A 13,113-nucleotide genomic window follows, 5' to 3' on the forward strand; every position below is an offset into this window, starting at 1 on the left:
AATTATCCTGTGGGGGTGGACAACACCCTCGCCTATATCGATCAGGGATCGTTTCTCGGACTGCGTGCACTGGGCCGTGGGCCGATCGACCAGGCCATCTGGATCTACGAGCACCCGGTCGATCTGGACGGTCTGTTGCGGTTCCGCCGCAACCTGGCCAAGGGGCTGTTGGGCCGCCGGATCGAACGCTCGCCGCTACCGTTCGGCCGGCACCGGTGGGTGGCGGACCAGGATCTGCAATCGCTGGACATGTCCGCCCGGGAGTGCCGGCGTGCCGACATGTGGTCCTGGGCCGACGAATGCATGCGCAGCTCCATCGACCCCGAGCACGGTCCCGGGTGGCGGCTGGCGGTGCAACCGTTCAGTGACGGGGGAGCGGCGGTCAGTCTGGTCACCTCACATTCCATCGTCGACGGTCTCGGGCTGATCACCGCCGTCGTCGACGCCGTCAACGGGGTGGACCGCAGGCTCGGATATCCGGCGCCGAAATCCCGGACCCGCCGGCGAGCGCTGGTCGAGGACACCCGCCAGACCCTGGCCGGTGTGCCCGGCATCGCGCGGGCCGTGGTCGCCTCGGTCAAGGTGGCCCGAGCGGAGAGCAGTGACCTGGCGACGTCGATCAAGGCAGCCGGTGACGCACCGGCCGGTGACGACAGGCCGTTGCTGCCGCCCGCGGTGGTGGCGTTCATCGACGCCGAACAGTGGGACGCCTGCGCCCGGCGGCTCGGCGGCACCAGCAACTCACTGTTCTCCGCCGTCGCGGCCCGGCTCGGCCACCACATGGGCCGGGTCGACGAGGACGGCCTGGCCTACCTGTCCTGGCCGGTGAGCGAGCGCACCGAGGGGGATACCCGGGCCAACGCCCTGGTCGAGGCCAATATGTCGGTGGACCCCGAACAGGTGGTCACCGATCTGAGTGCGCTGCGAGCGGCGACCAAGAAGGCACTCTCGGAGTCCGCCGAGACCTCCGTGCGGATGACCGGACCGCTGCCGCTGACGCCGTTGACACCACAGGCCGTGTTGCGCCGGCTGGAGGGCATGGTGCTCGCGGTCAACAGCCCGATCGCCTGCTCGAACATGGGTGAACTGGATCCGGCGTTCGGGCGTCCGGACGGGACCGACGCCGAGTACACCGTGATCAGGGGGCTGGAGCCGCAGATCACCAGCCGGGTGCTGCACCGCATCGGTGGCCAGTTGCTGCTCGCCGGGTGCCGGCTGCGTGGTCACATGTCGGTGGCCGTCGGATCATGGTCGGCCGGGCGGGACAACTCCAAGGAGGAGCTGCGTGACATCGTCGTCGAAACGCTCGCCGATTTCGGGCTGACCGGCACTGTCGAAGGTCCGGCGGCCTAACTACGGGGCTGGGACCGAGCCTGGGCCTGCTCGATCAGGTCAGCCGCATCGCGGACACTCTGCTCGGGGGTGGCCAGCCGGTCGGCGAAATCGCGGGCCCGGGTGGCGACGGCCGGATCGAGGACCGTGCGCAGCGCCGCGGTGAGCGATGTGCGCGTCATATGGGTGAATCGTTGTGAGGTACCGATCCCCAGCTTCTTCACCTGTCGGGCCCAGACCGGTTGGTCGGCGGACACCCACAGCACCAGGGTGGGCACCCCGGCGCGGGCGCCCGCGGCGGTGGTTCCCGCCCCGCCGTGGTGCACCACTGCGCGGCACGTCGGGAACACCGCGGCATGGTTCACCGCGCCGACCAGCTTGACGTGCTCGGCGTGCGGCATGTCCGCGAGCTCCCAGACACCGGCACTGATCAGCGCCCGCTCACCGAGCTCGGCGCACACCTGCGTGATCATCGCGACGGCCTCGGCAGGCGATTGCACGGGCATCGAGCCGAAACCGAAATAGATGGGCGGTGTGCCGTCGGCGATCCACGAGGTCACCTCATGATCGGTTTCGGTCTGCAGGCCCAGGGTGATGGCGCCGACGAACGGCCGACTGCCGTTCCACTCCTCGGTCAGCCCGGGATAGAACAGTTGGTCGTAGGCCTGGATTTCCAGGGTGCCACTGTCGACGACCCGTTTGGCCGAGCGGACGGTGGTCTTCGGCAGCCCGAGGGTGCGGCGCTGCTCGTCCTCGGCGCCCTTGGCCACCCGCCACAGCCCCCATTCGATGACGGCGAACCCGGCCTTGGCCACCCAGGGCGGGGTGGGGACGGGGATCAGCTGGCTGTTCGGCCGGTTCGGGAAGTAATGTAGCGCGGCCAGCGGGATGCCGAACTTCTCGGCGACGTTGGCGGCCACCTCCTGATATGTGGTGCCGGTGAGGATCATGTCGGCGTCGGCGGCCAGTGTGCTCAGCGCCGCGTTCATATCGGCCCAGCCTGCGGTGTAATAGTCGACCGCCTTACGGACCACGGTGAGTGGGTTGTGCAGCTTCCAGTAGTTCTGGAACGCGTCACTTTCCACCTGCTCGGCCGAGTCCACGCCGTAGGGCACCGCATCGGTGAAGCCGACGCCGGCCACGAAACCGAGCAGATTGGGTGGCACCGCCATCGCTACCTGGTGACCGCGGTCGCGCAGTTCACGGGCCAGCGCGGTGCATGGTTCGACATCGCCACGGGTGCCGTGGACTGCCACAACGATTCTCATGTCAGGGGAGAAGTGTAGGTCCTCGCCGACGCGGATGACCGGGTGCCGTCGCTCAGCGGTCGGCCTTGGCGAACCACTTCGTCTTGATCCGCCAGGAATGCGCCGAGGACAGCGCGAAACCGGCACCACAACCGCAGGCGAAGACCCAGACCAGAACGCCGCCCTCCCATTCCAGGGCGGCCGGCCACAGGGCGGTGGTGATCCGGATGACGCAGGCGATGATGCCACTGGCGCACGCCGCGAGGTAGATGTTGGCGATTCGGCGCGACCGCGGATCCTTGCGCAGCACCAGCAGCGCGCGGCCGCCGTATCCCAGCAGGTAGATCAGCAGGCCACACAGCATCGCCCAGTACACACCCAGCCAGACGTCGGTCGGCGAGGCGAAGAAGTCCCGCGCGTAGGTGTCGTGGGCGCTGCTCATCGCGAACGCCGCCAGCAGCAGCGGTATGCAGATGGTGGCGGGGAACTCGACGTACTGCTTGAAGGCCCGTTGCATCGCGTGGTCGTCCTGCAGCCGGCCGAGCGCGTTGTAGACGATGGCCGAGGCGGCGACGATGTACATGTCGTGGCCGATGAAGTCCTCGAGATTCCACATCCCGGTCATCGAGTGCAGGGCCTTGCCGACGGTCTCGGAGGCCCATGGCGACATCAGCAGGATCGCACCGCCCTGGAGGGCGATATTGAGGGTTGCGGCAACCTCCCAGCGACACGACCAGGTGACACGGCGAATCCACAGACTCCACGAGATACACATGAGCGTGATCACGATCAGTGCTGTGAGTTGCATCGGGATGCGCCTTCGAGGCCGTTGAGCTGAATTACTTCCAGCAAATACTACCCGTTAAAGGGGCGGTGCGTCGCTACGCGGAGTCAATTCGGAAAGGCGTTTCGGCCGCGCGTGTTGCTGGGTGGTCTGTTCCCGCACGGCTTCCTTGACGGCGGTCACGGTGAACGGTGTGGACTCGATGTAGTTCCACACTTCCTGCCTGCTCATCAGGCCGAAACGGATCTGCAGATCGGGATAACTCAGTGCGAACCGGTCGGCGATGCGGCGGAGTTCCTCGGCATCTGGGTAGCTGGCCTCTTTGATGCGCCGGTAATAGGTGCTGCTGGAGATGTCCAGCGCGTCGTAGATGTCCTTGGCTTCGACATCCCCGTCCAAGAGGTAGTCGAGCAGGGCTTTCAGCTGTCGGCCGTTCTCATCGGTACGAGGCACCCAATGACAATAGCGCTTTCCCGCTATTGGCGGCTAGCAACCGTTCAGCGGACATTTGCCCTTTAATTGACACGGGTGTCAGACTTTCGGGAGTGATGTCCCATTTTTGGGAATCCGGCTGTAGTCTCATGCTCATGGTTGCTCCGCTTTTCCAGGACCGGGTTAACTCCGACGCACTGTCGGCTTCCGGCTTCGAACTCGTCATCGGGTCCGCGCGCGATATCGCCGCCACTCTGACGTTGACCGACTACGACGCGGACGGTGCGCCCGCCGAGTCGGACCTGCAGCAGCTGTCGGTGCGGCTGCCCGAGCTGCTCAGCGTGGAACTCGACGGCGCCGCCGAACACCTCGGCCTGCTCAACGGCAAGATCCTGCTCGCCGCGCTCGGGCGGGCCGTGGCCCGCAGCATCGGGCACGGTGTGGTGGCGGTCGATGTCGACTCGCACATCATCGCCCTGGACTGCGTCAAGCCCGCCGAGCTCGACGCCACCGAACTGCTCGACCATGTGTGCGCGGCCCTGGCCGGTTCCACCGTGCGACACCCCGACCAGGCGCTGGCCGAACTGGCCTTCCGGTGCGCCGGCCCGGTATCGGCGGCCGAGCCACTGGCAGGCCATGCGCTGGAACTGCGCGCCTACCGCAGCGAGGGTCTGGTGCAACTGGACCTGTGGTTCGACACCCGCAGGTTCGAGACCTACACCATCACCGAACTCGCCGAGCAGTTCCCGATGGCGCTCATCGAGATCACCTCGGAGGCCGTCCCCAGCATCGATGATGCGGCCTGACGGCTAGACTTCCTCGCAGCGGCGTCGATCCGGCCATCACCGGGGAGCCTTCGGAAGAACAGCCCCGCTCTGGCGGGGCCCACTAGAACCGAACGGTCGGGCCCGTCATAGCCCGTAGTTGAGCGGCGCTCCGTCACCGGGGCGCAAGCGGGGTGGTACCGCGGGCTCGCGCACCGTGCGCGTTGTTCGTCCCCGTGCCTGAAGCTCTGGGCACACAGGAGACGACAGCAGTGACCGCCTACCCGAAGCCGGCCGCCGGAACACCGAACTTCCCGGCACTGGAAGCCGAGGTCCTCGACTACTGGGGAACCGATGACACCTTCCGCGCCAGCATCGCGCGCCGCGACGGGGCGCCGGAATATGTGTTCTACGACGGCCCGCCGTTCGCCAACGGCCTGCCGCATTACGGCCACCTGCTGACCGGGTACGTCAAGGACATCGTTCCGCGCTACCGGACGATGCGCGGCTACAAGGTCGAGCGCCGCTTCGGTTGGGACACCCACGGTCTGCCCGCCGAGCTCGAGGTGCAGCGCCAGCTCGGGATCACCGACAAGACCCAGATCGAAGAACTGGGCATCGAGAAGTTCAACGACGCCTGCCGCGCCTCGGTGATGAAGTACGCCGGCGAATGGCGTGCCTACGTCACCCGGCAGGCCCGCTGGGTGGACTTCGAAAATGATTACAAAACAATGGATCTGGACTTCATGGAGTCCACCATCTGGGCGTTCAAGCAGTTGTGGGACAAGGGCCTGGCCTATGAGGGCAACCGGGTGCTGCCGTACTGCTGGAACGACGAGACACCGCTGTCCAACCACGAGCTGCGGATGGACGACGACGTCTACCAGAGCCGGCAGGACCCGGCGCTGACCGTCGGATTCAAGGCGACCGACGGCCCGGCTGCCGGGGCCTACTTGCTGATCTGGACCACCACTCCATGGACGCTGCCGTCCAACCAGGCCGTCGCAGTCAATCCGGCGGTCAACTATGTGGTGGTCGACGGACCGGACGGACACCGGTTCGTGCTCGCCGAGGCCCGGCTGGGCGCCTACGCACGCGAACTGGGTGAAGAACCCGTCGTTGTCGACACTTATCTCGGGGAGCAGCTGCTCGGTACGCACTACCTGCCGCCGTTCGCATTCTTCGTCGACTCCGACCAGGCGCGCAACTCCTTCCAGGTGCTGGGTGCGGAGTTCGTCAGCACCGAGGACGGCACCGGGCTGGTGCACATGGCGCCCGCCTACGGCGAGGATGACAAGGCGACCGCCGACACCGCCGGTATCGTCGCCGTCACCCCGGTGGATTCCAAGGGCCGATTCGACACAACCGTGCCCGATTACGCGGGCCAGCAGGTTTTCGAGGCCAACCCACAGATCATCAAAGATCTCAAGAACGGCACCGGCCCGGCGGCCGTGAACGCGCCGGTGCTGCTGCGCCAGGAGACCTACGACCACTCCTACCCGCACTGCTGGCGCTGCCGTAACCCACTGATCTACCGGGCGGTGTCGTCCTGGTTCGTCAAGGTCACCGAGTTCCGGGACCGGATGGTCGAACTCAACCAGCAGATCACCTGGTATCCCGAGCACGTCAAGGACGGCCAGTTCGGCAAGTGGCTGTCCAATGCCCGCGACTGGTCGATCTCGCGGAACCGCTACTGGGGTACGCCCATTCCGGTGTGGGTATCCGACGACCCGACCTACCCGCGCACCGATGTGTACGGCAGCCTGGACGAACTGGAAGCAGATTTCGGGGTCCGCCCGGACAACCTGCACCGGCCCTTCATCGACGAGCTGACCCGGCCCAATCCCGATGACCCGACCGGTAAGTCGACCATGCGGCGTATCGAGGATGTCCTCGATGTCTGGTTCGACTCCGGTTCGATGCCCTACGCCCAGGTGCACTATCCGTTCGAGAACCAGGACTGGTTCGACACGCATTTCCCCGGCGATTTCATCGTCGAGTACATCGGCCAGACCCGCGGCTGGTTCTACACCATGCACGTGCTGGCCACCGCGCTGTTCGACAAGCCGGCCTTCAAAACCTGTGTTTCCCACGGCATCGTGCTCGGCAACGACGGCGCGAAGATGAGCAAGTCGCTGCGCAACTACCCGGACGTGTCCGAGGTGTTCGACCGCGACGGCTCCGATGCCATGCGCTGGTTCCTGATGGCCTCGCCGATCCTGCGCGGCGGCAACCTGATCGTCACCGAACAGGGCATCCGCGAGGGTGTCCGCCAGGTGCAGTTGCCGTTCTGGAATGCCTACACCTTCCTGACTCTCTACGCGGGTCAGAAGGGCACCTGGCGCACCGATTCGACCAATGTCCTGGACCGCTACATCCTGGCCAAGCTCGCCGCGCTGCGTGACGAGCTGACCGCATCGCTGGATGTCTGTGACATCTCCGGAGCGTGTGATCAGCTGCGTCAGTTCACCGAGGCGCTGACCAATTGGTATGTGCGGCGGTCACGTTCGCGGTTCTGGGACGAGGATCCCGACGCCATCGACACCCTGCACACCGTGCTGGAGGTCACCGGCCGGCTCGCGGCACCGCTGCTCCCGCTGGTGTCCGAGGTCATCTGGCGTGGTGTGACCGGTGAACGTTCGGTGCACCTGACCGACTGGCCGAGCGCAGACGAACTGCCGCACGACCCGGCGTTGGTCGAGGCCATGGACCAGGTGCGTGAGGTCTGCTCCACCGGGTCCTCGCTGCGTAAGGCAAAGAAGCTGCGGGTTCGGCTGCCGCTGCCGAAACTGACTGTCGCGGTGCAGAATCCGGACAGCTTGGCGCCGTTCGCCGACCTGATCACCGATGAGCTCAACATCAAGACCGTCGAGCTCAGCGACGCCATCGACACCTACGGACGGTTCGAGCTGGCGGTCAACGCGCGGGTCGCGGGCCCGCGTATCGGCAAGGATGTGCAGGCGGCCATCAAGGCAGTCAAGGCCGGTGAGGGTGTGCTCAACCCCGATGGCACGCTCACCGCGGGCCCGACCACTCTGTTGCCTGCCGAGTTCACCTCCAAACTGGTTGCGGCGGATCCGGAGTGGACCGCGGCGCTGCCCGACGGCGCAGGACTGGTGGTGCTCGACGGCACGGTCACCCCGGAGTTGGAGGCTGAGGGCTGGGCCAAGGACCGCATCCGCGAGCTGCAGGAGCTGCGTAAGACGACCGGGCTGGAGGTCTCCGACCGGATCAGCGTGGTGCTCGACGTGCCCGCCGAGAAGCTGGATTGGGCACACACGCATGCCGAGCTGATCGCCGGGGAGATCCTGGCCACGGCCTTCGAATTCGGCAGCCTGCCCGACGGCACGGATATCGGCGACGGCACCCGGGCGACCATCACGAAGGCCTAGAGCGCAAGGCCTGCGCTCTAGGCGGAGCTCACCCGGGCGGTGGCCCCGGCGATCTCGACGGTGTCGCCGGGGTGCAGCTGCCTGCCCCGGCGGACATCGACCTCGCCGTTGACGCTGACCTGTCCGTCGGCGATGACGAACTTGGCGTCCGCCCCGGTGTCGACCAGCCCGGCCAGCTGCAGGAACTGGCCGAGGCGAATCGAGTCGTCGCGGATCGGCACGTCTTCCATGGCGTCAGCGTATCGGTGTCTGAACGGCCACCTAGCATTTGCAGTTGTGCAACGGTGGGTCCTGCATCTGGACATGGATGCGTTCTTCGCCTCCGTCGAGCAGCTGACCCGGCCCACCCTGGCGCAGCGCCCGGTCCTGGTCGGCGGTCTCGGCGGACGCGGTGTCGTCGCCGGCGCCAGTTATCAGGCGCGGGTGTTCGGGGCGCGCTCGGCGATGCCGATGCACCAGGCCCGTCGGCTCGTCGGCGCCGGCGCGGTGGTGCTGCCGCCGCGCGGCGTGGTGTACGGCGCCGCCAGCCGGCGCGTCTTCGAGACGGTGCGCTCGGTGGTGCCGGTACTGGAACAGTTGTCCTTCGACGAGGCGTTCGGCGAGCCGGCCGAGCTGACCGGCGCATCGGAGGCCGCGGTCATGGACTTCTGCGCGGGCTTGCGTGCCCGGGTGCTCGCCGAGACCGGTTTGATTGCCTCGGTGGGAGCCGGGTCGGGCAAGCAGGTCGCCAAGATCGCCTCCGGGTTGGCCAAACCGGACGGTATCCGGGTCATCGGACGCGCCGATGAGCGCCCGATGCTGGCGGCGTTGCCGGTGCGTCGGCTGTGGGGGATCGGGCCGGTCGCCGAGGACAAGTTGCGTCGCCTCGGTATCGAGACCATCGGGGCGTTCGCCGCACTGACCGACAACGAGGTGGCCGATGTGCTGGGCGGCACCGTCGGGCCGGCGCTGCACCGGTTGGCCCGCGGTATCGACGACCGGCCGGTGGCCGAGAACGCACCCGCCAAGCAGATCAGCGCCGAATCCACCTTCGCCGAGGACCTGCGCACCCTCGACCAACTGCGCGACGCGGTCGCCTCCATCGGTGAACATGCGCACCGCCGACTGCTCAAGGACGGGCGCGGCGCGCGGACCGTCACGGTCAAGCTGAAGAAATCCGATATGGCCACCCTGACCCGGTCGGCGACATTGCCCTATGCCAGCACCGACGCCGCGACCCTGGTGGCCACCGCGCGTCGACTGTTGCTCGATCCGCTTGAGGTGGGCCCGATCCGCCTTGTCGGCGTGGGCTTTTCGGGTCTGTCCGAGGTGCAGCAGGAGTCGCTGTTCCCCGATCTGGACCTCATCGACGACGAGGTGGGCGACAGTCACGCCCCGGCCCCGGCGCACGCGGGCCCCGAGCCGTGGCGCGTCGGCGACGATGTGAGCCATACCGAGTTCGGTCATGGCTGGGTGCAGGGGGCCGGGCACGGGGTGATGACGGTCCGGTTCGAGACCCGCGCATCGGGTCCGGGTACCGCGCGGACCTTTCGGGCCGACCTGCCGGAGATCAGCCGGGCGAACCCGATCGACAGCCTGGACTGGCGCGACTACCTCGACGCGCTGCACCGCGACACCGATTGATTCAGCCCCAGTCGGCGAATATCTCTGCCACCGGGGCGCCGGCGGCCAACGCGGCCATCAGCAGCACCCGCGCCTGGGCCGGCCGTAGCGTCGGGACCGGCACCGCGCCGGCGTCGGCAAGATCCTTGCCCGGTCCATAGGCCGGCCGTACCCGGCCGCCGGGCACCCGGGTACCGATGACTACGGTCACCCCGGATTGCACCGCGCGGCGGACCCCGTCGATGATCGGATCGCCGGCATTACCGGATCCCAGCGCCTCCAGCACCAGGCCGCGGGCCCCGGCCGCCACGCAGGCATCGATGGCCACCGCGTCGGCGCCGGGATAGGCCGCGACGATGTCGACCCGGGGTGCACGATCGGCACACAGCGCACCGAACTGCGGCCCGCGGGGCTGAGCCTGCAGGTCGACCCGACCGTCGCGCACCGTACCGACCGACGTGCCTGCGAAACCGGACAGGGCCTCGGTGGCCGCCTTGTACAGGCCCAACGGCTGCCAGAGTGTCCCGGCGAAGCCGACCAGCACCCCGTCGGTGAGGGCGGCGGCGGCCGCGACGGCGTCACGCAGGTTGGCCGGGCCGTCGGCATCGGGGGCATCGGCGCTGCGCTGCGCGCCGGTGAGCACCACCGGTACCGGCACGACACAGGTCGACGACAGCCACAGCGCCGTCTCCTCCATGGTGTCGGTGCCATGGGTGATGACGACGCCGTCGGCACCGGAGTCGGCCGCCGCGACGACGGCCGTCGTGATCCGGTCCCAGTCCGCCGGCCCCAGGGCCGAACTGTCCACGGCCATCAGATCGACGGTGTGCACGTCCAGACCCGCGGCCAGATCGGCGCCACTTCGGGTGGGGCGGGCCACGCCGTCGGCCCCGGAGCTGGTCGCGATTGTGCCCCCGGTGCTGATGACGGTGATCCCGGGCATGGGGAGATTCTTCCCCATGGGCGATCGGCGATGGCATCGCGGCACCGGCGTGACAGTTTGGGATGATGGTCGGGTGACTGAGGAATCGACAGGTGATGCCGAGCAGGCGGCCGCGGACACAGAAGCTCAACCGCAGCCCCGCAAGCGCCTGCGACTGCTGCTCACGATCGCCGGGGTGATCCTGGTGCTGGACATCGTCACCAAGGTCTTGGCCGTGAAACTGCTGGTGCCGGGACAGCCGGTGTCGATCATCGGGGACACGGTCACCTGGACGCTGGTCCGCAACTCCGGGGCCGCCTTCTCCATGGCCACCGGCTACACCTGGGTGCTGACGCTGATCGCGACCGGTGTGGTGATCGGCATCATCTGGATGGGTCGCCGGCTGGTCTCGCCGTGGTGGGCCCTGGGTCTGGGCATGATCCTCGGCGGTGCGCTGGGCAACCTGATCGACCGGTTCTTCCGGTCACCGGGCCCGTTGCGCGGCCACGTCGTCGATTTCCTGTCCATCGGCTGGTGGCCGGTGTTCAACGTCGCCGACCCGGCCGTCGTCGGTGGCGCGATCCTGCTGGTGGTGCTGTCACTGTTCGGCTTCGACTACGACACCGCCGGCCGGCAACGCCCCGAGCAGCCCGCCGAAGTGGACAACACCGAGGCCGAGACGCCGGCGGCGGGCGCGGCGAAGACCGCCACCGAGCCCGCCGGCGAGCAGCCGGACACCACGAACGGATGACCACCCGCTCGATGCCCGTCCCCGAGGGGCTGGCCGGTATGCGGGTCGACGCGGGGTTGGCCCGATTGCTCGGACTGTCCCGGACGGCGGCGGCGGCCATCGCCGAAGAGGGCGGTGTCGAACTCGACGGTGCGGCGGCCGGGAAATCCGACAAGCTGATCGCGGGCGCGTGGTTGGAGGTGCGGTTACCGGAACCGCCTGCGCCGGTGGAGAACACGCCCGTCGACATCGAGGGCATGGACATCTTGTACTCGGACGCCGATATCGTCGTCGTCGACAAACCGGCGGGGGTCGCCGCGCATGCCTCCGTCGGTTGGACCGGGCCGACGGTGCTGGGCGGGCTGGCGGCCGCCGGGTACCGCATCACCACCTCGGGGGTGCACGAGCGCCAAGGCATCGTGCACCGCCTGGACGTCGGTACTTCCGGCGCCATGGTGGTGGCGATCTCCGAGCGCGCCTACACGCTGCTCAAGCGGGCATTCAAACAGCGCACCGTCGACAAGCGCTATCACGCGCTGGTGCAGGGCCATCCGGATCCGTCCAGCGGCACCATCGACGCCCCGATCGGGCGGCACCGAGGTCACGACTGGAAGTTCGCGGTCACCGAGGGCGGCCGGCACAGCATCACCCACTACGACACCGTAGAGGCCCACGTGCGGGCCAGCCTGCTCGACATCCACCTGGAAACCGGTCGCACCCACCAGATCCGGGTGCATTTCGCGGCACTGCACCACCCCTGCTGCGGGGACCTGACCTACGGCGCGGATCCGACACTGGCCGCCAAGCTCGGGCTGGAGCGGCAGTGGCTGCATGCCCGGTCGCTGGGCTTCGCGCACCCGGCCGACGGTCGATGGGTCGAGTTCACCAGCCCGTACCCCGCCGATCTGCAGGTGGCACTGGACCGCATCCGCAGCCACGAGCTGTGAGCCGGGCGCAGCGCGCCGGGACCGGACTGCTGTTCGGTGCCGGCGCCTACGGCATCTGGGGCCTCTTCCCGGCCTTCTTCCCGCTGCTCAAACCGGCCGGGGCGATCGAGATCCTGGCCCACCGGATCATCTGGAGCTTCGTGTTCATGACGGTCGTCGTGATCGCGGTGCGCCGACTGGGGGATCTGCGGCGGATCGCCGGTCGCACCTGGCTGCTGCTGACGCTGGCCTCGGCGCTGATATCGGCCAACTGGGTCATTTATGTCTACGCGGTCAACAACGGTCACGTCGTCGACGCCGCGCTGGGCTATTTCATCAACCCGCTGGTGACCGTCATGTTGGGCCTGTTGGTGTTCCGGGAGCGACTGACCGGTGCGCAGTGGGCCGCATTGGTGATCGCGGTGGCCGGGGTGCTGGTGCTCACGGTCCACGTGGGCGCGCCCCCATATATAGGTATCGGTCTGGCGCTGTCCTTCGGGCTGTACGGCGCGGTGAAGAAGGTGGTGCCCACCGACCCGCGGGTCGGCGTCGGTGTCGAGGCCGGGCTGGCCACTCCCTTCGCGCTTGCCTACCTGATGGTGCTGCAGCAATCCGGTGCCGGCACCTTCACTGGTGACGGTGCCGGTCACACCGCGTTGCTGATCCTGGCCGGTGTCTTGACGGCACTGCCGCTGCTGTTGTTTGCCGCCGCCGCGCAGCGGCTGCCGCTGGTGACGATGGGACTGCTGTTCTACATGACACCGGTGATGCAGCTGACCTGGGGTGTGCTGGTCGGCGGCGAGCCGATGCCGCCCGCGCGTTGGCTCGGGTTTGCGCTGATCTGGGTGGCGCTGGCGGTGTTCACCGTCGATTCGGTACTGCGGACCCGGGCCCGCCGGGGCGCCACCGAACCAGGGCCGGCCGGTGGGGGCCCGTCGTGACGGTCCCGACACCGCAGGGGCACCGATTCGTAGCTGGACGA

12 protein-coding genes are annotated in these 13,113 nt (G+C 67.9%); 7 read left to right on the forward strand and 5 right to left on the reverse strand.

The window, feature by feature from the left end:
• Positions 1 to 15: 15 nt before the first annotated feature.
• Positions 16 to 1,353: a hypothetical protein gene (locus ACLBYA_RS09900; RefSeq protein ID WP_447709220.1), complete on the forward strand. Its 1,338-nt coding sequence runs from the start codon at positions 16 to 18 to the stop codon at positions 1,351 to 1,353.
• On the opposite strand, the gene ACLBYA_RS09905 is transcribed toward ACLBYA_RS09900, so the two are convergent.
• Genes ACLBYA_RS09905 through ACLBYA_RS09915 form a run of 3 tightly spaced genes read right to left on the reverse strand, consistent with a single transcriptional unit; the run spans position 1,350 to position 3,816 of the window.
• Entirely contained in the window at positions 1,350 to 2,600 is a 1,251-nt protein-coding gene (locus ACLBYA_RS09905; protein ID WP_447709221.1) for a glycosyltransferase, read from the reverse strand. The genes ACLBYA_RS09900 and ACLBYA_RS09905 overlap by 4 nt on opposite strands.
• A gap of 52 nt (positions 2,601 to 2,652) precedes the next feature.
• A complete protein-coding gene (locus tag ACLBYA_RS09910) occupies positions 2,653 to 3,387 on the reverse strand; it encodes a hypothetical protein (RefSeq protein WP_447709222.1) in 735 nt (244 codons plus the stop codon).
• Between the two features lie 54 nt (positions 3,388 to 3,441).
• Entirely contained in the window at positions 3,442 to 3,816 is a 375-nt protein-coding gene (locus ACLBYA_RS09915) for an XRE family transcriptional regulator (protein WP_447709223.1), read from the reverse strand.
• A gap of 134 nt (positions 3,817 to 3,950) precedes the next feature.
• Between ACLBYA_RS09915 and ACLBYA_RS09920 the strand changes: the two genes are divergently transcribed.
• Positions 3,951 to 4,601: a hypothetical protein gene (locus ACLBYA_RS09920; RefSeq protein ID WP_447709224.1), complete on the forward strand. Its 651-nt coding sequence runs from the start codon at positions 3,951 to 3,953 to the stop codon at positions 4,599 to 4,601.
• Between the two features lie 230 nt (positions 4,602 to 4,831).
• Positions 4,832 to 7,951, forward strand: coding sequence for an isoleucine--tRNA ligase (ileS, locus tag ACLBYA_RS09925; RefSeq protein WP_447709225.1), 3,120 nt, complete (start codon positions 4,832 to 4,834; stop codon positions 7,949 to 7,951).
• A gap of 17 nt (positions 7,952 to 7,968) precedes the next feature.
• Here ileS and ACLBYA_RS09930 read toward each other — a convergent pair whose 3' ends face one another.
• A complete protein-coding gene (locus ACLBYA_RS09930; RefSeq protein WP_447709226.1) occupies positions 7,969 to 8,181 on the reverse strand; it encodes an RNA-binding S4 domain-containing protein in 213 nt (70 codons plus the stop codon).
• On the opposite strand from ACLBYA_RS09930, the gene ACLBYA_RS09935 reads away from it, so the two are divergent.
• Complete coding sequence (locus tag ACLBYA_RS09935) at positions 8,180 to 9,574, forward strand: DNA polymerase IV (protein WP_447709227.1); 1,395 nt, start codon at positions 8,180 to 8,182, stop codon at positions 9,572 to 9,574. The genes ACLBYA_RS09930 and ACLBYA_RS09935 overlap by 2 nt on opposite strands.
• A 1-nt stretch (position 9,575) precedes the next feature.
• Here the strand turns inward: ACLBYA_RS09935 and ACLBYA_RS09940 are convergent, their stop codons facing one another.
• Entirely contained in the window at positions 9,576 to 10,496 is a 921-nt protein-coding gene (locus tag ACLBYA_RS09940) for an asparaginase (protein WP_447709228.1), read from the reverse strand.
• A gap of 73 nt (positions 10,497 to 10,569) precedes the next feature.
• Between ACLBYA_RS09940 and lspA the strand changes: the two genes are divergently transcribed.
• From lspA to rarD, 3 genes are read left to right on the forward strand one after another with little or no spacing between them, the layout of a single operon-like run.
• On the forward strand, positions 10,570 to 11,226 hold the full coding sequence (gene lspA / locus ACLBYA_RS09945) for a signal peptidase II (protein WP_447709229.1): 657 nt from the start codon (positions 10,570 to 10,572) through the stop codon (positions 11,224 to 11,226).
• Positions 11,223 to 12,152: an RluA family pseudouridine synthase gene (locus tag ACLBYA_RS09950; RefSeq protein WP_447709230.1), complete on the forward strand. Its 930-nt coding sequence runs from the start codon at positions 11,223 to 11,225 to the stop codon at positions 12,150 to 12,152. The genes lspA and ACLBYA_RS09950 overlap by 4 nt, the downstream gene beginning before the upstream one ends.
• Positions 12,149 to 13,072, forward strand: coding sequence for an EamA family transporter RarD (rarD, locus tag ACLBYA_RS09955; RefSeq protein ID WP_447709231.1), 924 nt, complete (start codon positions 12,149 to 12,151; stop codon positions 13,070 to 13,072). Before ACLBYA_RS09950 ends, rarD begins: the two co-directional genes overlap by 4 nt.
• Positions 13,073 to 13,113 lie beyond the last annotated feature (41 nt).

It is taken from the genome of Mycobacterium sp. C31M, from assembly GCF_053345865.1.

What these genes read in the sequence shown, in the direction of transcription:
- ACLBYA_RS09905 (WP_447709221.1), bottom strand. Translation starts at nt 2,600, where the DNA reads ATGAGAATCGTTGTGGCAGTCCACGGCACCCGTGGCGATGTCGAACCA.
- ACLBYA_RS09930 (WP_447709226.1), bottom strand. Translation starts at nt 8,181, where the DNA reads ATGGAAGACGTGCCGATCCGCGACGACTCGATTCGCCTCGGCCAGTTC.
- ACLBYA_RS09950 (WP_447709230.1), top strand. Translation starts at nt 11,223, where the DNA reads ATGACCACCCGCTCGATGCCCGTCCCCGAGGGGCTGGCCGGTATGCGG.
- ACLBYA_RS09910 (WP_447709222.1), bottom strand. Translation starts at nt 3,387, where the DNA reads ATGCAACTCACAGCACTGATCGTGATCACGCTCATGTGTATCTCGTGG.
- ACLBYA_RS09920 (WP_447709224.1), top strand. Translation starts at nt 3,951, where the DNA reads ATGGTTGCTCCGCTTTTCCAGGACCGGGTTAACTCCGACGCACTGTCG.
- ACLBYA_RS09935 (WP_447709227.1), top strand. Translation starts at nt 8,180, where the DNA reads ATGGCGTCAGCGTATCGGTGTCTGAACGGCCACCTAGCATTTGCAGTT.
- ACLBYA_RS09940 (WP_447709228.1), bottom strand. Translation starts at nt 10,496, where the DNA reads ATGCCCGGGATCACCGTCATCAGCACCGGGGGCACAATCGCGACCAGC.